A 19860-nucleotide genomic window follows, 5' to 3' on the forward strand; every position below is an offset into this window, starting at 1 on the left:
AGCGAAGGGAGAGACTGTGGCTTTTAGTGAAGTTTGAGTCGGGGACGGATCACCCGGTTAATACTGCCCACCAGCATCATCAGACCGGTTTTGAAGTAGCCATGCAGCGCAATCTGGTGCATGCGATAAAGCGAGATATAAACAAAGCGCGCTATACGCCCTTCAACCATCATTGAGCCGCGCATCAGGTTGCCCATCAGGCTGCCGACCGTCGAGTAGTTAGAAAGCGAAACCAGCGAACCGTGATCCTTATAAACATAAGCTTTAAGCGGCTTGCCTTTGATTTGCGCCAGGATGTTATCCAGTGCGCAGTCAGCCATCTGGTGCGCCGCCTGGGCGCGTGGCGGCACGAAACCGCCTTCCGGGCGAGGGCAAGAGGCGCAGTCGCCGATGGCAAAAATATCCGCGTCACGGGTAGTTTGCAGCGTGGGTTCCACGACCAGCTGGTTGATACGGTTAGTTTCCAGACCGCCGATCTCTTTCATGAAATCAGGCGCCTTGATGCCCGCCGCCCAGACCATTAAATCCGCTTCGATAAACTCGCCGCTTTTGGTGTTCAGGCCGTGTGCTTCAGCGCTCGTCACCATCGTATTGGTGAGTACGCGTACGCCCATTTTAGTGAGCTCGTTATGCGCAGCGCCCGAAATACGCGGCGGCAGCGCAGGCAGAATGCGCTCGCCTGCTTCAACCAGCGTTACATTCAGCGCTTCGTTGGTAAGCCCTTTGTAGCCGTAGCTATGGAGCTGTTTAACGGCGTTATGCAGCTCTGCGGAAAGCTCAACGCCCGTTGCGCCGCCGCCCACGATAGCGATGTTAACTTTGCCGTTAGCGCCCAGATTCGCGGAGTGCTTCAGGAACAGATTAAGCATTTCCTGATGGAAACGACGCGCCTGATGCGGGTTATCCAGGAAAATACAGTGCTCTTTTACGCCTGGCGTATTGAAGTCGTTGGAGGTGCTGCCAAGGGCCATGACCAGCGTGTCATAAGCAACCTTACGCTCCGGCACCAGCAGTTCGCCTTTTTCATCACGCACTTCAGCAAGCGTAATTGTTTTCTGTTCGCGGTTGATATCCATGACGGAACCAAGCTGGAACTGGAAATGATGGTTACGCGCGTGCGCCAGATAGCTCAGCGCGTCAACGCCTTCATCCAGTGAACCCGTCGCGACTTCGTGCAGCAGAGGTTTCCACAGATGGCTATGGTTGCGATCGACCAGCGTGATTTTCGCTTTTTTACTGCGACCAAGCTTATGCCCGAGCTGCGTTGCCAGCTCAAGCCCACCTGCGCCCCCGCCGACAATAACGATCTTTCTTAATGGCGTAGTCAACATGACCCCCTTAAAATATTAACCAATTGTTAATTAAAGGTTATATAAATAACTTTTAATTAACAACAAGTTAGCGTTCTAAAGTCACTCATCTCTATCGAGAATAACATGAACGGTGCATTGGTCATACCAAAATTGATGTACGTCAATTTTTCTGCCGAATAGATAAACAAAAGGGCCAGCCGTAGCTGACCCTTTCAGTATGAGATGATAACGCAGACTTAGCCCAGCGTCTTAAACGCCTTGATGCGTTGCAGGTGTGGCGAGATGTTTTTAAACTTGTGCGTTTGCTCTTCGTCCCAGACTATTTCGTAATAGTGGTGCAGCAATGACGCAGAGCGCTGGCTGTCGAGCGCTTCGTCCTGGCGGGAGAGAATAACGAGGCAGCGGTCGCGGTTTTTCTCCCGGAAATTCTCCACGCACTTGGTAGCGATATCGACATATTCTTCCGGACGGTCAATTTTGCCTTCCATGTTTTCATAAGGAAACAGGTTAGGGTTAAAGATGACCTGGCGCACGTCGCACAAGAAACCAATCCGTTCCGCCCAGTAGCCGCCCAGCCCGACGCCGCAAATAAGCGGACGATCGTCCACGTTCAGTTGCAGCATTTTGTCGACCTCTTTGAGTAAATGCTGCATATCGTGTTTAGGATGGCGCGTGCTGTAGCTGATAAGCCGCACGTCCGGGTCAATAAATTGCAGTTGCAGCACTTTTTCATGGTTGCCTGGGCTGTTCGAATCAAAACCGTGTAAGTAGATAATCATCGCATCCTCACCACAGTAAAGCGTTAAACCGCCAGCGGCGCGTTAACGCCCCGCCTTATGCGCCTGCCAGCGCGCGTTCAGCGCTTCAAGCTGGTTGTGCGCTGTTTTCCAGCGCGTTGACGCCATTAACTCCTGACGCGTAAATGAACCTTTATGATACAAATTGGTAACACGTTCTGCTTTGATCGGCGACAGGTTATCCAGCACGCTTACCGCGCCTTTACGATTATTGCAGACGAGGATCATATCGCAACCTGCGTCCAGCGCGGCCTGCCCGCGTTCGGCATAACTTCCCATAATGGCTGCCCCTTCCATTGAAAGATCATCAGAGAAAATAACGCCATCAAAGCCAAGTTCTTTTCTGAGAACGGTTTTAAGCCAGTAAGGCGAACCGCTGGCAGGCCTTGGGTCTACGTCGCTGTAGATAACGTGCGCGGGCATAACGGCATCCAGTATGTTGTAACTAATCAGCTCGCGGAAAATAGCCATATCGTGCTGGCGAATCACCTCAGCGGGTCTGTTATCGCGCGGCGTCTCTTTGTGCGAATCTGCGGTTACGGCGCCGTGCCCAGGAAAATGCTTGCCGGTGCTTTTCATTCCGCCTTCGCGCATTCCTTCAATAAAGGACACAGCGAGAGCGAGCGCTTTTTCAGGCTCGGCATGGAAGGCGCGCTCACCTATTGCTGCGCTGATGTGCCCGATATCCAGCACCGGCGCGAAGCTAATATCGATATCCATCGCTATCATTTCAGATGCCATCAGCCAGCCCGCTTCGCGGGCAAGCTCTGCCCCCTTTTCCAGCCCGAGCAGCGCGCCGTATGACTGCGCTGCGGGTAAAGCGGTAAAACCTTCGCGAAAACGCTGTACGCGGCCCCCTTCCTGATCAACCGCCACCACCAGATGGTTTCGTGAAGCGGCGCGGATTTGCCTTACCAGCTCGCGCAATTGCTCGGGATCGTGGTAGTTACGGGTAAAAAGGATGAGCCCCCCTACCAGAGGATGCTGAAGGATTTCACGCTCCTCGCCATCCAGCTCATAACCTGCCACATCTAACATTACCGGACCCACATTGACCTCTCTTACATCCTGATAAGCTACCGCTGGCGCCACGCATCGTCCGCCAGCGCAATAAATTGTTGATTCCCCGTTTCCCGCCAGCGCAACTCGTACCATCCGGCCAGAAGCAGCCTGACCCAAGGCCGCCAGCGCTTTACCTGGCGTTGCAGCGCGGTCGCGTTAAGCTTTGCACGCGAAGCATAAGCGGCTACCAGCGCTTCGCGCTCGCGCTCTTCAAGCCAGACCGAGGCCAGCTCCAGCGCAATATCCCCATCGCCTGCATATTCCCAGTCAATGAGCTTCAGGCCTGCCGGCTGATGCACCAGATTACCCGGATGAATATCCATATGCAGCGGCGCTAAGCGCAGCGGTTTCGGTTCACCCTGGCGCCGCACTGTTTTTAAGGCGCGCAACCAGCCCGGCGTTCTTCTGGCGGGATCACAAGCTTGCCAGTACCGCTCCAGTAAAGGAAGCATCTGGATACGCCAGCCGAAACGAGGTTGATGATGCAGATGATACAGCAGAGAAGCGAGTTGCGGGACTGATGGCATCGTCGGTTTTATCGCACCGGGCAGATAGTCGACCACAAGCCAGCCTTGAGCCAGAAAGCAAGGCTTTGGCGCAAGGCTTGCGGGCATGCGCCGCAATGCCCTGTACTGCCGGGAAAAAGTGACGCCGCTTTGCGGGGTATCGCTTTGCGCACGAGCCACGAGTGTGTGATCGCCAAGCGCGACGCGGCAGGCGCCGCCGGATAACCCCTGAAGCTCAGATAAAACACCGGCGGCCGAAGCCGCCGGGAAATGTCGTGACAGGAGCAACTGCAACGCAGTTTTACTGGGTTTGTTGTACCGCACCTTTTCCTGACCAGATAATTTCGCCAGTCTGCACCAGCATGAGCTGCATTTGCAGCGTCGGCGAGCTAACGCTGCCGCTGGCGTTGCTGTAAAGCACATACTGAGCGCCCACATTGCGGGCGATGCCGATCGCTTTACTGCGCGACCCCAGGCTATCCTGCGGCGAAAGCCCCAGTTGCTGTTTCGCTGTCGCCAGCTGCTGCGCGGATACCAGCGTAAACTTGTTGTTATTGGCGAGCGCGCCGCGCAGGGCTTCGGTTGCGGCGGAGGTTTGCAGAGAGCCATTAGTACGGTTATTAACGCTATCTACCAGCAGCACGCTGCCTGCATTCACCCCCTGGGCCTGCAACATCTTGCCGACCATCGGCTGCATAGCGCCACTCCAGTCGTATGTACGCACTTTTGGCTCAGCGGGCGCCGTTTCCTGCGGATGCTCAATTGGGCCAGGCTGTGTCGGCACGCTTGGTACGGAAGGCACGGTCGGCACCGGTTGCGTTGGCGGCAACGGTTGGGTAGGTTGCTGAGGCGTCGGTTGCGCCTCTTCTACCGGCGCAGGCTGCTGCTCGCCGCGCATGATACACCCGGAAAGCAGCATGGCTATGATGCCAGGCAGCACATAGCGAGAGATTCTGATCAAGTTTCACCCCTTACAGATAAATATAGAGACGCACCTTACGCGCGCCGATAAACGGCGAGCTGGCCGTGACGGTCACCTGCCCTGTGGCGGGCACGATAATTGTTTTAGGTACTTCCAGCGGCTGTACTTCCAGTCCCTTTTCATCGTACCAGTAGAAACGATAATGAACGGCGACAGCGCTGCCTCTTTCATTGTAAATCGTTGACGAGGCCGTAGGCCGTCCTTCTGGCAGAGAAAAATCTGGTTTTTCCGCAGTGATGCCAGCGGCAAGGAGGCTGGACTCCATCACCAGCGCCTGTTTGTCGTTAACGGTAATCGCAGGGCGCGAACTGCACCCCACAACCGTTAACGTTGCCGCCAGTACCCATACAAGGCGAGAAAATGTCATCTCAGGCATCCCGGCGAGTAAGCATCGGTCCTAACGGACGCCCTCCAACCAGATGCATATGGATGTGGTACACCTCTTGCCCGCCGTGACGGTTGCAATTCATGATAAGGCGGTAGCCATCCTCAGCGATGCCCTCCTGACGCGCGATTTTCGCGGCCACTGTGAACATCCGGCCCAGCGCCTGTTCGTGCGCTTCCGTGACGTCATTTACAGTGGGAATAAGGAGATTGGGAACGATAAGAATATGGGTGGGCGCCTGCGGCGAAATATCCCGAAACGCGGTAACCAGCTCATCCTGCCAGACGATATCGGAAGGGATTTCCCGACGAATAATTTTACTAAAAATGGTTTCTTCGGCCATGACGCAATCCTTCAACATTAACCTGTGAAGGGAGTATGAGCGAGATATTCCTTATCTTTCAACCTCAACGGGCGTTTTCTTTTTTAACTGCTGCCCTTTAAAACAAAAAAAGGAGGCTTTCGCCTCCTTTTGTCTCCCCACATAGCGTTAGCTATTGCGGATGTAATCATCCATTTCAGTTTTCAGGTTATCGGACTTGGTGCCGAAAATCGCCTGAACGCCTGAACCTGCAACCACGACACCTGCCGCGCCCAGTTTCTTCAGGCCAGCCTGGTCAACTTTTGCGACATCAGCCACGCTAACACGCAGACGAGTAATGCAGGCGTCCAGGTTCGTGATGTTCTCTTTACCACCGAAAGCGGCCACCAGCGCAGGCGCCATTTCGCTGGTCGCGCCAGCTTTAGCGTCTTCGGTCGCGTCTTCACGGCCCGGCGTTTTCAGATCAAGCGCTTTGATCATCACGCGGAACACGGTGTAGTAAATCGCCGCATAGCACAGGCCAACAATCGGGAACAACCACAGCTTGCTGCCGTTACCGCTCAGCACGATGAAGTCGATAAGACCGTGCGAGAAGCTGGTGCCGTCACGCATACCCAGAAGGATACAGATCGGGAACGCCAGGCCAGCCAGAACCGCGTGGATAGCGTACAGAACCGGCGCAACGAACATGAAGGAGAACTCGATCGGCTCAGTGATACCGGTCAGGAACGAAGTCAGCGCAGCGGAGATCATGATGCCGCCCACTTTCGCGCGGTTCTCTGGTTTAGCAGAGTGCCAGATAGCGATAGCAGCAGCCGGCAGGCCATACATTTTGAACAGGAAGCCGCCAGACAGTTTGCCCGCAGTCGGGTCGCCTGCCATGTAGCGCGGGATATCGCCGTGGAAAACCTGACCAGCCGCGTTGGTGAATTCGCCGATTTGCATCTGGAAAGGTACGTTCCAGATGTGGTGCAGACCAAACGGCACCAGGCAACGTTCGATAAAGCCATAAATGCCAAAGGCAACGACCGGGTTCTGGTAAGCAGCCCACTGCGAGAAGGTCTGAATGGCAGAGCCAATCGGCGGCCAAATAAAGGAGAGAATGACGCCGAAAATAATAGCAGTCAGACCAGAGATGATCGGCACAAAACGCTTGCCAGCAAAGAAGCCCAGATACTCAGGAAGCTTGATGCGATAGAAGCGGTTGAACATATAGGCCGCGATTGCGCCCGCGATGATGCCGCCGAGAACCCCGGTGTCCGCGAGGTGTTTGGCCGCAATCTCTTCAGCAGGCAGATGGAGCACCAGCGGCGCGACCACAGCCATGGTTTTAACCATGATGCCGTAAGCAACGACCGCAGCCAGACCGGATACGCCGTCGTTATTGGTGAAGCCCAGCGCTACGCCGATGGCGAAAATCAGCGGCATGTTGGCGAAAACAGAACCGCCCGCTTCTGCCATGACATGAGAAACCACTGCCGGCAGCCAGCTGAAGTTTGCGGAACCGACGCCCAGCAGGATACCTGCTATAGGCAGTACGGATACCGGCAGCATCAGCGATTTACCTACCTTTTGCAGGTTAGCAAATGCATTCTTAAACATAATTGAGAGTGCTCCTGAGTATTTGTGCTTTTATACGCGATTCACGCATGAGCCTGAGGGGAGAACCAGGCCATAAACAGGGCATCTGAGCGCCCTTTTATTTATTACGCAGAGTAAAATAAATCACTCAATGGTTGTTTGACCGTTATCACGTTTCGGAAAATGGTCGAGTGAAAACTTGCATATCTTTACATTAATCGTGTCTGGATGTGTCCAGATGTGCTTTCACCGCCCTTTTCTGGGCGGTGAACTTTACTCGGTTTACCTATTAATTACGAGCTTTAAAATAACTGCTCATTTTCAGGCAGAGTGCAGGCGGGCAGCGTCGATATGAAACAGTTTAGAGAAATTTTGCGTAGTGGCTTGCGCCAGCTCATCGACGGAAACGCCTTTCAAAACAGCCATATACTCTGCGACGTCCCTGACAAGCGCGGGTTGGTTCTCTTTACCCCGGTGCGGTACGGGAGCAAGATAAGGTGAATCGGTTTCGACCAGTAAGCGATCCAGCGGGACATATCGCGCCGCTTCGCGCAGCTGTTCCGCGTTGCGAAAAGTCACAATCCCGGAAAACGAAATATAAAAGCCAAGATCAAGCAGCTTACCCGCCGTTTCGCGGTCCTCAGTAAAACAGTGTAGTACGCCTGAGCAGTCCATCACCTTTTCTTCACGCAGAATCGCCAGCGTGTCTTCACGCGCATCGCGGGTATGAACGATAACTGGCTTATTAAGCTCGCGGCCTATGCGTATATGGTTGCGAAACGACGCCTGCTGGCGCGCCTTCGTTTCCGGCGTGTAAAAGTAATCCAGCCCGGTTTCGCCCATAGCGACCACGCCCGGCTCCGCGGCAAGCGCTCTCAGCATTTCCACCTCATATTCTTCATCCTGGTTCAAAGGGTGCACGCCGCAGGAAAAAACGACATTATTACGCTCCCCCACTAATTCCCGCATTGCCCGGTAACCCGGCAACGTCGTGGCGACGGCCAGGAAAAATTTCACATCTCTTGCCGCCGCTTTCGCCAGGACATCGTCTACATCTTTGTGCAGGGTTTCGTAATTCAGACCATCGAGATGGCAGTGGGAGTCGACTAAAAACATAACGTCTCTCAAATTGCAGAAGAAGGAAGTTGAGCTCCGGGGCGCTGATAACGCTCCCAGGTCAATAACATTTCGCTTAGCAGCAGTTCGCGGTTAAGCCCTGCCACCGTTGCCAGTTGTTCGCGACAGTGAAAAATATCGTTTAGCATTGCCTGCAACACGGCGGCGGGCAGTTGACTGGCAAGCCCGGCGACCAGCGGCCGACTGTCGATGTTGGTCAGCCATTCCCCCGCTCCCTGCTGAAGCTTGCGCGCATCAACCAGCAGCGCGGCGAGCCAGAACAACCGCTGGTTAACCTGCTCATGATTAAGCACCGTCAGCAGTGAAAGCCAGTCGTGGTTATGCAATGTCTGGCTCAGTTTTTCATTCAGCGTATTACGCTGCTGCCACTGTTCGGGCTGTAATAACGCCAGCGCGGCGGCAGGGGCGCCGCTGCTTAAGCGCAGCGCGGCATTGTGCTCTTCGTCGGTCGCCGGAATTTCACGCGCAAGCCATGCCTGGGCATAACGAGTTTCAGGCGGGGCGAGATAAAAGTAAAAGCAGCGGCTTCGCAAGGTGGCCAGCAGTCGCTCAGGTTCACGGCAACCGAGAAAGAACCAGGTATTTTCGGGCGGCTCCTCCAGGGTTTTCAACAGCGCGTTGGCCGCCGCTTCCGTCAGTTGCGCTGCGTCCTTAAGCCAGACGACTTTAGCGCCGCCCTGGCGCGCATGATCGTAAAGCTTTTCGCTGATGGCGCGCACCGCATCAATGCCGAGCGTGGTTTTGCCTTTCTCCGGCTCAGCCACGTAGTAATCGGGATGCGTGCCCGCCTGCATAAGCTGGCAGCCGCGGCACTCGCCGCAGCTTTTCTGGCCTTGCGGGTTTTGGCATAGCAACCAGCGATTAAGCGCATAAATCAGCGCGTCTTCGCCCATACCAGGAAGCGCATGTATTAATAATGCGTGGTGTCCCCGTCCGGCCTGATAAGCGGTAATTAATTGCTCAAAGGAAGGACGTAGCCAGGGATACCATTTCATTACGCCTGCTCCTTCACCCACCGGGTAACCGTTTCGCGCACAGCGGACGTGACCTGCTCCAGCGTCTGGCCGGCATTAATGGTTTTGATGCGGCTATCCGCGTCGGCCAGTTCGAGATAACGGGCGCGCGTGCGATTAAAAAATTCAAAAGATTCTTGTTCAATACGATCAAGCTCACCGCGCGCTCGGGCGCGCTCCAGCCCGACGCGAGGATCGACATCCAGATAAAGCGTCAAATCCGGCGCGAAATCACCCAAAACGGCATCGCGCAATGTGGTCAGCAGATGGCGATCAATGCCGCGTCCGCCGCCCTGGTAGGCCTGAGTAGAGAGATCGTGGCGATCGCCAATCACCCATGCGCCCCGCGCCAGCGCCGGCTTAATCACCGTTTCCACCAGCTGTACGCGCGCTGCATAAAACATCAGCAGCTCGGCTTTATCAGTGATGACTTCATCGCCAACCGATTTAATATCCAGAATCAGGCTTCGCAGCTTTTCAGCCAGGATGGTGCCGCCTGGCTCGCGTGTAAAAATAATCTCTGTTACACCAAGCTCGCCGAGCGTTTCAACCACAATGTTTCGCGCCGTGGTTTTACCGGCTCCTTCCAGCCCCTCGATGACAATATATTTACTGCTCATTTTTATCCTTTAGCACTTTCAGATAATCCTGCACCGCCTTGTTGTGGCTGGCGAGATTGGTCGTAAAGGTATGTCCGCCTTTACCGTCTGCAACAAAGTAAAGGTATGGCGTTTTGGCCGGATGGGCTGCCGCTTTCAGTGAAGCCTCGCCTGGGATGGCGATAGGTCCTGGCGGCAACCCGTTGATAACATAGGTGTTATAGGGAGTCGGGGTTTCTAAATCGCTTCGTGACAGCTTGCCGTTATACTTTTCCCCCATTCCGTAAATCACGGTCGGGTCAGTTTGCAGGCGCATACCAACGCGCAGGCGGTTGATAAACACTGAAGCAACCCGATCGCGCTCGCTTGCCACCGCCGTCTCTTTTTCAATAATAGAGGCCATGGTGACGAGCTGATTAGGATCTTTATAAGGAAGGTTTTCTACACGGCTCTGCCATACGGCGTCGACCACTTTCGCCATTTTCTGGTGAGCGCGTTTTAATATGGCGACGTCGCTGGTATTGGCAGTATAGAGCCAGGTATCGGGCCAGAACCAGCCTTCGATCCACTGCGGATTTTCGAGCTTAAGCGCCTCGGCTACAGCGGCATAGTCGTCAGATTTCAGCGTATGTTTGATATAAGGCGCTTCACGCAGCTGTTTTAACCAGTCGCTCAGGCGCATGCCCTCGACAAAGCGCAGCGGAAACTGCGCCTCTTTGCCGCTTGCCAGCAGGGATAACATTTCCCGAACGCTCATGCCTGGCGTAAAGCGGTAAGTGCCCGCTTTGAAATGGGAAAGTTCAGGCTCCACGCGTAATAACCACTGGAGAACTCGCGGGCGATTAATAACATGCTCATCATAAAGCTGTTGCCCCAGCGCCAGTCTGCCGGTGCCCGCTTTGAGGGTGAAAATCTTTTCTTCCTTAATGGTGATTTGGCTTTTCGCTAGCTGGCGCACTTTCCAGTACCCCACGCCCGCGGCTATCCCCAGAATAACCAGCAGCAAAATCACCAGGCGCAACAATTTTTTCATTAGATCAACTTACTCACAGTGGGGAGCTAAAAACTCATATAACTCGCGTGACGCATAGGTTTTTTCTGCGACCTTACGCACGGGCGCAATGGGCAGCAGTGCGTTGCAGATAAGAAGCTCATCGGCATCATTTAGCGTATCTACCGTTTCGCGCACTTCTTGCGCATGCCAGCGAGAAGCCTGCAAACGCTGCAAAATCCGCTGACGCATAAGGCCATTCACGCCGGCCTGATCCACGTAAGGGGTGAACACCTGGTTTCCCTTGCGCCAGAATAAATTAGCCGCACAGCATTCCGTAAGCCACCCTTCGCTGTCAAGCACCAGCGCCTCATGAGCGGTAGTCTGTTCAAGATGCGCGCGAATAAGCACCTGCTCCAGGCGGTTCAGATGCTTAATCCCGGCAAGCGCGGGGTTTCTGCCAAGCCTCACGGGGCTGAGCGCAAGCTCAATGCCTTCGCGTTGCCACCGCGAATAGAATTCAGGAAAGGCAGAGAGGGAAATGATGCGGGAAGGCTCCTTGCAGCCAGCCATACTGTAACCGCGCCCGCCAGCGCCGCGCGTGAGAATTGCCTTCAACACAGCCAGTGGCTTCGCGTTAGCGACTTTCGCCATCTCCTCTGCAAGGCGGTCCCAGTCGGGCTGGGGCATAGCCAGTCTTTGGCATCCCTGGCGTAAACGCTCCAGATGAGCTTCAGGCATTTGAATGTTGCCGTTTACGACGCGGGCGGTAGTGAAGCAACCGTCGCCAAACTGGACTGCGCGATCGTTTGCCGGCAGCGAATCCTGCCAGGTTCCATTAATCAAGAACATGTCGGCTCCTTAATCGGGTCGCCGGGTAGTGTGGCAGGATGACCAGAACGGAGCAAGCGGAGAACTCTCAGGAAAAAGGCCCGGATAACCGGGCCTCAAAAGCAGGATTTAGATCTTTTTAAAGATCAGCGAACCGTTGGTGCCGCCGAAGCCGAAGGAGTTACACAGTGTGTACTCCAGGCCCGAAACCTGACGCGCTTCGTGAGGAACGAAGTCCAGGTCGCAACCTTCATCCGGATTATCCAGGTTAATGGTTGGCGGAACAGCCTGATCGCGTAGCGCAAGGATAGAGTAGATGGATTCTACCGCACCCGCCGCGCCTAACAGATGGCCGGTCATCGATTTGGTGGAGCTGACCATGACGCTTTTCGCCGCGTCGCCAAAGACAGATTTCACTGCCTGCGCTTCCGCTACGTCGCCTGCCGGCGTGGAGGTGCCGTGAGCGTTAACGTAACCAATCTGACCCGGTTCAACGCCTGCGTCGCGCAGAGCGTTGGTCATCGCCAGCGCCGCGCCAGCGCCATTTTCCGGCGGAGACGTCATGTGATAGGCGTCGCTGCTCATGCCAAAGCCGACGATTTCACAATAAATTTTCGCGCCGCGCTTTTTAGCATGCTCGTACTCTTCAAGCACGATCATACCTGCGCCGTCACCCAGCACGAAACCATCGCGGTCTTTATCCCACGGACGACTTGCGGCTTGCGGATTGTCGTTACGTGTAGAAAGCGCACGCGCCGCGCCAAAGCCGCCCACGCCAAGCGGGGTGCTGGCTTTTTCCGCACCACCGGCCACCATCACGTCCGCATCGCCGTAAGCGATAATACGCGCCGCATGACCGATATTGTGCACGCCGGAAGTACAGGCCGTGGCGATAGAGATGCTTGGACCGCGCAGACCATACATGATGGTCAGATGGCCAGCCACCATGTTAACAATGGTTGAAGGTACGAAGAATGGGCTGATCTTGCGCGGACCGCCCTGCACCAGCGAGCTATGGTTTTCTTCGATCAGGCCAAGTCCGCCGATTCCAGAACCAATCGCAGCCCCCATGCGGGTGGCGTTTTCTTCCGTCACCACCAGACCTGAATCCTGCATGGCCTGTACGCCGGCAACAATTCCATATTGAATAAAGGCATCCATCTTGCGCTGTTCTTTGCGCGAGATAATGTCTTCGCAGTTAAAATCCTTTACTAAGCCAGCAAATTTCGTTGCATAGGCGCTAGTATCGAAATGGTCGATCAGGCTGATGCCACTCTGACCGGCAAGGAGAGCTTTCCAGGTAGACTCTACGGTATTGCCGACAGGAGACAACATGCCCAGTCCGGTCACAACTACACGACGCTTAGACACGTTTGTCCTCCAGGGAGGGAAAAATAAGATACTTGTGGGACAAAAAGATAAAACTCAGGCGGTCGAGCGACCGCCTGGAGATGTTCACTTACGCCTGGTGACCGTTGATGTAATCAATGGCAGCCTGAACGGTGGTGATTTTCTCAGCTTCTTCGTCCGGAATCTCAGTATCAAACTCTTCTTCCAGAGCCATTACCAGCTCAACGGTGTCAAGAGAATCAGCGCCCAGGTCTTCAACGAAGGAAGCATTGTTGGTAACTTCTTCCTGCTTAACGCCCAGCTGTTCGCCGATAATTTTCTTAACGCGTTCTTCGATAGTGCTCATACTCTTAAATTTCCTATCAAAACTCGCTTTCGCGATGGTTTTCGTAGTGTATAAAATGTTGAAAAAGATGCAACTAAATCCCGGCAGGTCTTACCACGATTTTACGCTATTTTGAGGGTTTTTGCCCTGATAACGCAAATAATTTTAATCGTGGTTAAACCATGTACATTCCGCCGTTGACGTGCAGTGTCTCACCAGTGATGTAACCTGCATCGTCAGAGGCTAAAAATGCAACCGCGCTGGCGATTTCTTTTGCGTCGCCTAAACGACCCGCAGGAACCTGCGCCAGAATACCCGCACGCTGATCGTCTGACAGCGCACGCGTCATGTCCGTTTCAATAAAACCCGGAGCAACAACGTTTACAGTAATACCGCGGGACGCGACTTCACGCGCCAGCGACTTACTGAAACCGATTAGACCCGCCTTCGCCGCAGCGTAGTTGGCCTGACCGGCATTTCCCATGGTACCGACCACAGAACCGATAGTGATAATACGACCGTGACGCTTCTTCATCATAGCTCGCATTACCGCTTTTGACAGACGGAAAACCGATGACAGGTTGGTCTCCAGAATATCGTTCCACTCATCGTCTTTCATGCGCATCAGCAGATTATCGCGAGTGATCCCGGCATTATTAACCAGGATGTCCACTTCGCCAAACTCTGAGCGAATATTTTCCAGAACGGATTCAATAGATGCCGGATCGGTCACATTCAACATCAGACCTTTACCCTGCGCGCCCAGATAATCGCTAATGGCCTGGGCTCCGCTCTCGCTGGTGGCTGTGCCGATAACCTTCGCGCCGCGAGCGACGAGCGTTTCAGCGATAGCACGGCCGATTCCACGGCTTGCGCCCGTAACCAGCGCGACTTTTCCTTCAAAACTCATGGTTTTCCTCGTTTTATTGCGCAAGTGCCGCTGACAGGCTGGCAGGCTCGTTAATGGCTGCCGCCGTCAGGGTGTCAACAATACGTTTCGTCAGACCGGTCAACACTTTGCCCGGCCCCACTTCATAAAGCTGCGTAACGCCCTGAGACGCCATAAACTCAACGCTCTTCGTCCACTGGACAGGGCTATAAAGCTGGCGAATCAGCGCATCGCGAATGGCGTCAGGCGCCGTTTCGCATTTCACATCCACATTATTCACGACCGGAATTTGCGGCGCGTTAAAAGTAATTTTTTCAAGCTCTGCCGCGAGTTTTTCCGCTGCTGGCTTCATCAATGCGCAATGCGACGGCACACTGACTGGCAGTGGTAAAGCGCGCTTGGCGCCGGCAGCTTTACAGGCTGCGCCCGCACGTTCAACCGCCTCTTTTTGACCGGCGATAACCACCTGCCCCGGCGAGTTGAAGTTCACCGGGGAGACGACCTGCCCCTGTGCCGCTTCTTCGCACGCCTTAGCGATTGACTCATCATCCAGACCAATGATCGCTGACATGGCGCCTGTGCCTTCCGGCACCGCTTCCTGCATAAATTTGCCACGTAGCTCGACCAGACGAACCGCATCAGCGAAATTCAGCACGCCTGCGCATACCAGCGCCGAGTATTCGCCAAGGCTGTGTCCTGCCATCATGACAGGCGCTTTACCGCCCTGCTGCTGCCATACGCGCCACAGGGCGACGGAGGCCGTCAGCAGCGCCGGCTGGGTTTGCCAGGTTTTGTTAAGCTCTTCAGCAGGGCCATTCTGGACCAGCGCCCATAAGTCGTAGCCCAGCGCAGCGGAAGCTTCGCGGAACGTTTCCTCAATAACCGGAAACTCAGCGGCCATCTCAGAGAGCATGCCCACGGCCTGGGAACCCTGGCCTGGAAACACAAAAGCAGATTGCGTCATGTTTTTAATCCTTATTAATCAAAAACGAACCAGCGCGGAACCCCAGGTAAAGCCGCCGCCGAAAGCTTCAAGCAGCACAAGGTGCCCTGGTTTGATGCGCCCGTCGCGCACGGCTTCATCCAGCGCGCTGGGAACTGAGGCGGCAGACGTGTTGCCATGTCTGTCCAGCGTCACCACGACATTGTCCATCGACATGCCAAGTTTTCTGGCAGTCGCGCTGATGATGCGCAGGTTAGCCTGATGCGGCACCAGCCAGTCAAGCGCAGCGCGATCGAGCTGGTTCGCTTCGAGCGTTTCGTCAACAATATGCGCAAGCTCGGTGACGGCGACTTTAAAGACTTCATTGCCCGCCATGGTTAAATAGGTAGCGCTATCCGGATTAAGGCGATCCTGATTCGGCAGGGTGAGTAACTCACCGTAGCTGCCATCCGCATGCAAATGCGTGGAGAGGATGCCTGGCTCTTCAGAAGGGCCGAGAACAACGGCGCCCGCGCCGTCGCCAAAAAGAATGATCGTGCCACGATCGTTAGGATCAAGCGTGCGCGCCAGCACGTCGGAGCCAATTACCAGCGCGTTTTTCGCCGCGCCGGATTTTACATACTGGTCGGCAATGCTTAAACCATAGGTAAAGCCTGCGCAGGCGGCGGCAACATCAAAAGCCGGGCAGCCTTTAATGCCGAGCAGCGCCTGAACCTGGCAAGCCGCGCTTGGGAAAGCGTGGGTCGCAGAGGTGGTGGCAACAATAATCAGGTCTATTTGATCTTTATCCACCTGGGCCATTTCAAGCGCTTTCAGCGCCGCCTGGGCACCCATAGTAGCAACCGTTTCGCCTGGCGCAGCAATGCGGCGTTCACGGATACCGGTACGCGTGACGATCCATTCGTCAGAGGTATCCACCATTTTTTCCAGATCGGCGTTAGTCCGCACTTGCTCGGGCAAATAGCTGCCTGTACCAATAATCTTTGTATACATGTACGCTCAGTCACTCTTGGGTAATATACCCGCTTTGTTCAGGCCGTTTACGGAAAGCCGTACTGTCCGGTTTAGATAATTAATTCTTTTCCGGCGTAATGTCGGGCTTATTGTCTTCCCGCAGCGCAAAACCGGCAGGGTATAAAGATTCCAGGCGCGCGGCAATCCGCTGAGGAACTTGCCGCTGCACCGCCTGCACTGCCTGCTCGATAGCGACAGCAAATGCTCGCTGATTGGCGGCTCCGTGGCTCTTAATTACGGTGCCGCGCAATCCTAACAGACAGGCGCCATTATACTGGTCGGGGTTGAGGTTACTGAATCGCCTGGAGAGGCTTTTTTGTAACCAATGCTTTAATAAAATCCACCACCACGACCGTTTTTTTCCTTCGCCCTGCGATTTCAGCAGCGAAAGAAACATTCTTACCACCCCTTCCATCGTCTTGAGGGTGACGTTGCCGACAAAACCGTCGCAGACAAGCACATCGGTTTTACCGGTCAATAATTCATTGGCTTCAAGGTAACCAATGTAGTTAATTTCTGGCACCGTTTTGAGCCGTGTTGCCGCATCGCGAATGCTATCCAGCCCCTTGCTTTCTTCTTCGCCGATGTTCAGTAACGCCACGCGGGGACGTTGAATACCGAGCACCTCTTCGGCCATCACCGAGCCCATAATAGCGAATTGCGCAAGCATGGTGCTGTCGCAGTCGACATTAGCGCCTAAATCCAGCACTACCGTCTTACCTTTTTGCTGATGCGGCAAAACCGTCATTAACGCCGGTCGCTCAATGCCTTCGAGCGGTTTAAGCAAAAGTTTGGCAAGCCCCATTAGCGCGCCGGTGTTGCCTGCGCTAATGCAAGCTTGCGCGCGCCCTTCTTTAACCAGTTCCAGCGCAACACGCATGGAAGTGCCACGGCTGTTGCGTACGGCTTGTGAAGGTCGGACATCACTGGCGATAACCGATTCCGCAGGAATAATCTGCAACCTTGAACGTTGTTCAAAATCAGCTTTAGCGAGTAATGGCGTGATGGCGTCGGGATCGCCGACAAGAAGGAGATATAATTGCGAATTCGAGTCCAGTGCCTGCAGGGCTGCAGGCACTGTCACGGAGGGACCGAAATCCCCACCCATGGCATCTAACGCAAGGGTTAGACGTGTCAAGGTATCGCCTGGTGACGTGAATCCCCCGCTTGCACGGGGAACTGACACTAAGCAGAATCACGCTTGCGCGTGATTACTTAGCGATTACCTTGCGGCCGCGGTAGTAACCATCGGCGGTGACGTGGTGACGCAGATGGGTTTCACCAGAAGTCTTATCTACAGACAGGCTGGTAACAGCGGTCAGCGCGTCATGGGAACGACGCATGCCACGTTTGGAACGGGTTGGTTTATTCTGTTGTACGGCCATGGACCTTACTCCTCAATTACTTACGCTTTAAACTGGCTAATACGGCAAATGGATTTGGTTTTTGTGCCTCTTCAGGCAGTTCGCCAAAGACCATGTCCGCCTCGGACACTTCACAGTGTTCAGAATCATGCACCGGAACTACAGGCAAGGCGAGGATGATTTCATCTTCCACCATTGCCAGCAGATCGATTTCACCGAATTCGTTAACCTCAATCGGCTCATACGCTTCCGGGAGTGCTTCAGCCTGCTCGCTTGTGGCGACCGGACTGAAACAATAGGTTGTATGGACATCGTGGCTAAACGGCTTACCGCAACGCTGGCATTCGAGCGTTACCGTCACCTTCGCATCGCCTTTTAATACAGCGAGACGCTGGTTATCGATAGCAAACGACATGACGCATTCCACATCGCTGTCCACACTGACCACAGATTCGGCGACACGCTCAACCTGTTCAGGAGTATACATACCCTGGTAATCAAGGCGTTTTTGAGCCGTACGAACCGGATCAAGAGTCAGGGGTAATTTTACCTTTTGCATAGGGCGCGCATATTAACTTTGTAACGTCATAGAGTCAAAGAAAAAGGCAGTTTTCACTGTCCTTTTGCCATTTATTCGCACACAGGGCGGTCCTCAGTTTAAAATAGGGTATAACGAACCGCTATTTTGGCCGTAACCTATGACCCCTGTCGTACTTGCTTCCACCTCCCCTTTTCGTCGCCAGTTGCTTGAAAAGTTAGGATTGCCGTTTATTACCGCCGCTCCTGAGGTGGATGAAACACCATTGCCGGGAGAAAACGCCCGTCAATTAGTATTAAGGCTCGCCAGCGCAAAAGCGCAAGCTCTGGCGAAACAATTTCCCGCACATTTGATTATCGGCTCCGACCAGGTCTGCGTACTGGAAGGCCAGATAACCGGCAAGCCGCATAACGAACAAAACGCTATTGCCCAGCTTCGTAAAGCCCGTGGAAATATCGTCTCGTTTTATACCGGCCTTGCTTTATATAACTCCGCAAACGGCAATTTGCAGCGTGAATGCGAACCTTTTGACGTCCATTTCCGGCATCTCAGCGATGCGGAGATTACGGGCTATGTCCGCCTTGAGCGGCCTTTCCAGTGCGCCGGCAGTTTTAAAAGCGAGGGTCTCGGGATAGCGCTTTTCGAGCGGCTCGAGGGACGCGATCCTAATACGCTGATAGGTTTACCGCTTATCGCGCTCTGCGCGATGTTGCGCCACGAAGGCTACAATCCGCTGCTATAAAAAACTCCGCCGCAGCGGAGTTGGTTATATCGCTTCGCGTAGAACTTTCAGGCATCGGCGCAGCTGATCATCCAGCGGCGCTTCAACCCGCATCGTTTCGCCAGTATGCGGATGCTCGAAACGCAGCGCCGCCGCGTGCAGGAACAAGCGATTCAACCCGGTTCCCGCCAGTTGGCGATCAAACTCGCGATCGCCATAACGATCGTCGAATGCAATAGGATGGCCGGCGTGCTGGGTATGTACGCGGATCTGGTGCGTACGCCCGGTAACCGGACTGCAACGCACAAGCGTCGCGTTCGCGTAACGCTCTTCTACTTTAAAGCGTGTTTGAGAAGGTTTTCCTTCCTGATTGACGCGCACGATACGTTCGCCGCTCTGGAGAATGTTTTTAAGCAGCGGCGCCTGCACGACTTTGACATGCGACTGCCACTGCCCGCGCACCAGAGCGAGATAATCCTTCTGCATCCCTTTTTCGCGCAGTTGCTCATGGAGCGAACGCAGCGCAGAACGCTTTTTGGCCACCAGCAGCACGCCGGAAGTATCACGATCGAGGCGATGCACCAGCTCAAGGAAACGCGCTTCGGGGCGCAGCGCGCGCAGCCCTTCGATGACGCCGAAGCTCAACCCGCTGCCTCCGTGAACGGCGGTGCCGGAAGGCTTATTCAGCACAAGGATATAATCATCTTCATAAATAATGACATCGCTTAATGCCGCCACTTTTTGCAGGTGCGGTGATACCGCCTCTTCTTCACGCTCGGCCACGCGAACAGGCGGGATGCGCACTTCGTCGCCCGCCTCGAGTTTGTATTCCGGCTTGATGCGTTTTTTGTTCACGCGCACTTCGCCTTTACGCAAAATGCGGTAAATCATGCTTTTTGGCACGCCTTTAAGCTGAGTACGCAAAAAGTTGTCAATACGTTGCCCGGCTTCGTCAGCGGAAACCGCAACGATTTTTACGGATGGAGTCTCTGTTTTCATGGGGGGCGATTCTAAATAGAGCACGCTGATAGCGCCACACATTTTTATGTGCTTATATTACTGGCAAACCGATTCTCACAGCTTATGTTTTCTGCGCTGGCGGTTAAAGCGTCAGCTGGAAATCAAAAAGTTAAAAAACTGTGAGTAACCCGGTGATAAATGGCAAAAGTCAGCTTGCTATAACAAGCCTGGCAATGG

General features: G+C 54.3%; 23 protein-coding genes. 1 reads left to right on the plus strand and 22 read right to left on the minus strand.

The genetic code is table 11. From position 1 onward, the window contains the following. Positions 1-23 precede the first annotated feature (23 nt). The 21 genes from DW56_RS18880 to yceD all read right to left on the minus strand — a co-directional run bounded on the left by DW56_RS18880 (position 24) and on the right by yceD (position 17963). Positions 24-1328, minus strand: coding sequence for an NAD(P)/FAD-dependent oxidoreductase (locus DW56_RS18880; RefSeq protein ID WP_024551745.1), 1305 nt, complete (start codon positions 1326-1328; stop codon positions 24-26). Positions 1329-1549: 221 nt separating this feature from the next. Next, complete coding sequence (gene ycfP, locus DW56_RS18885; protein ID WP_024551744.1) at positions 1550-2092, minus strand: alpha/beta hydrolase YcfP; 543 nt, start codon at positions 2090-2092, stop codon at positions 1550-1552. 42 nt (positions 2093-2134) lie between these two features. Further along, positions 2135-3160 carry a beta-N-acetylhexosaminidase gene (nagZ, locus tag DW56_RS18890; protein ID WP_024551743.1) on the minus strand — a complete coding sequence of 342 codons (1026 nt, stop codon included), beginning with the start codon at positions 3158-3160 and terminating at the stop codon, positions 2135-2137. 26 nt (positions 3161-3186) lie between these two features. Then, a complete protein-coding gene (gene thiK, locus DW56_RS18895) occupies positions 3187-4002 on the minus strand; it encodes a thiamine kinase (protein ID WP_024551742.1) in 816 nt (271 codons plus the stop codon). Further along, the gene (gene lpoB / locus DW56_RS18900) at positions 3980-4597 is read right to left on the minus strand and encodes a penicillin-binding protein activator LpoB (protein ID WP_110875991.1); all 618 of its coding nucleotides are present in this window, start codon (positions 4595-4597) and stop codon (positions 3980-3982) included. The genes thiK and lpoB overlap by 23 nt, the downstream gene beginning before the upstream one ends. A 52-nt stretch (positions 4598-4649) precedes the next feature. Continuing rightward, a complete protein-coding gene (locus tag DW56_RS18905; RefSeq protein ID WP_024551740.1) occupies positions 4650-5027 on the minus strand; it encodes a YcfL family protein in 378 nt (125 codons plus the stop codon). A 1-nt stretch (position 5028) separates the two neighbouring features. Beyond that, positions 5029-5388, minus strand: coding sequence for a purine nucleoside phosphoramidase (hinT, locus tag DW56_RS18910; RefSeq protein WP_024551739.1), 360 nt, complete (start codon positions 5386-5388; stop codon positions 5029-5031). 147 nt (positions 5389-5535) lie between these two features. Continuing rightward, positions 5536-6969, minus strand: coding sequence for a PTS glucose transporter subunit IIBC (gene ptsG, locus DW56_RS18915; protein ID WP_024551738.1), 1434 nt, complete (start codon positions 6967-6969; stop codon positions 5536-5538). Between the two features lie 300 nt (positions 6970-7269). After that, the gene (locus tag DW56_RS18920; protein ID WP_024551737.1) at positions 7270-8064 is read right to left on the minus strand and encodes a metal-dependent hydrolase; all 795 of its coding nucleotides are present in this window, start codon (positions 8062-8064) and stop codon (positions 7270-7272) included. Between the two features lie 8 nt (positions 8065-8072). After that, the gene (holB, locus tag DW56_RS18925; protein ID WP_024551736.1) at positions 8073-9080 is read right to left on the minus strand and encodes a DNA polymerase III subunit delta'; all 1008 of its coding nucleotides are present in this window, start codon (positions 9078-9080) and stop codon (positions 8073-8075) included. Further along, on the minus strand, positions 9080-9718 hold the full coding sequence (gene tmk, locus DW56_RS18930; protein WP_024551735.1) for a dTMP kinase: 639 nt from the start codon (positions 9716-9718) through the stop codon (positions 9080-9082). Before tmk ends, holB begins: the two co-directional genes overlap by 1 nt. After that, the gene (gene yceG / locus DW56_RS18935; protein WP_024551734.1) at positions 9708-10730 is read right to left on the minus strand and encodes a cell division protein YceG; all 1023 of its coding nucleotides are present in this window, start codon (positions 10728-10730) and stop codon (positions 9708-9710) included. The genes tmk and yceG overlap by 11 nt, the downstream gene beginning before the upstream one ends. A gap of 9 nt (positions 10731-10739) precedes the next feature. Next, a complete protein-coding gene (gene pabC / locus DW56_RS18940) occupies positions 10740-11540 on the minus strand; it encodes an aminodeoxychorismate lyase (RefSeq protein ID WP_024551733.1) in 801 nt (266 codons plus the stop codon). Between the two features lie 108 nt (positions 11541-11648). Beyond that, on the minus strand, positions 11649-12890 hold the full coding sequence (gene fabF / locus DW56_RS18945; RefSeq protein ID WP_024551732.1) for a beta-ketoacyl-ACP synthase II: 1242 nt from the start codon (positions 12888-12890) through the stop codon (positions 11649-11651). A gap of 88 nt (positions 12891-12978) precedes the next feature. Continuing rightward, positions 12979-13215, minus strand: coding sequence for an acyl carrier protein (gene acpP / locus DW56_RS18950; RefSeq protein WP_000103754.1), 237 nt, complete (start codon positions 13213-13215; stop codon positions 12979-12981). A 154-nt stretch (positions 13216-13369) separates the two neighbouring features. Beyond that, positions 13370-14104, minus strand: coding sequence for a 3-oxoacyl-ACP reductase FabG (gene fabG / locus DW56_RS18955; RefSeq protein WP_024551731.1), 735 nt, complete (start codon positions 14102-14104; stop codon positions 13370-13372). A gap of 13 nt (positions 14105-14117) precedes the next feature. Next, entirely contained in the window at positions 14118-15047 is a 930-nt protein-coding gene (gene fabD, locus DW56_RS18960) for an ACP S-malonyltransferase (protein WP_024551730.1), read from the minus strand. Between the two features lie 18 nt (positions 15048-15065). Beyond that, the gene (locus DW56_RS18965) at positions 15066-16019 is read right to left on the minus strand and encodes a beta-ketoacyl-ACP synthase III (protein ID WP_024551729.1); all 954 of its coding nucleotides are present in this window, start codon (positions 16017-16019) and stop codon (positions 15066-15068) included. Positions 16020-16098: 79 nt separating this feature from the next. Continuing rightward, a complete protein-coding gene (gene plsX, locus DW56_RS18970) occupies positions 16099-17178 on the minus strand; it encodes a phosphate acyltransferase PlsX (RefSeq protein ID WP_024551728.1) in 1080 nt (359 codons plus the stop codon). Positions 17179-17251: 73 nt separating this feature from the next. Then, entirely contained in the window at positions 17252-17425 is a 174-nt protein-coding gene (gene rpmF, locus DW56_RS18975; RefSeq protein WP_024551727.1) for a 50S ribosomal protein L32, read from the minus strand. A gap of 16 nt (positions 17426-17441) precedes the next feature. Then, the gene (gene yceD, locus DW56_RS18980) at positions 17442-17963 is read right to left on the minus strand and encodes a 23S rRNA accumulation protein YceD (protein WP_024551726.1); all 522 of its coding nucleotides are present in this window, start codon (positions 17961-17963) and stop codon (positions 17442-17444) included. A gap of 139 nt (positions 17964-18102) precedes the next feature. Between yceD and DW56_RS18985 the strand changes: the two genes are divergently transcribed. Next, the gene (locus DW56_RS18985) at positions 18103-18684 is read left to right on the plus strand and encodes a Maf family protein (RefSeq protein ID WP_024551725.1); all 582 of its coding nucleotides are present in this window, start codon (positions 18103-18105) and stop codon (positions 18682-18684) included. Between the two features lie 24 nt (positions 18685-18708). Here DW56_RS18985 and rluC read toward each other — a convergent pair whose 3' ends face one another. Next, positions 18709-19662 (minus strand): 23S rRNA pseudouridine(955/2504/2580) synthase RluC, encoded by a 954-nt coding sequence (rluC, locus tag DW56_RS18990; protein WP_035897931.1) that lies wholly within the window; start codon positions 19660-19662, stop codon positions 18709-18711. Positions 19663-19860 lie beyond the last annotated feature (198 nt).

This window comes from Franconibacter helveticus LMG 23732, from assembly GCF_000463115.2.
Lineage (GTDB): Bacteria > Pseudomonadota > Gammaproteobacteria > Enterobacterales > Enterobacteriaceae > Franconibacter > Franconibacter helveticus.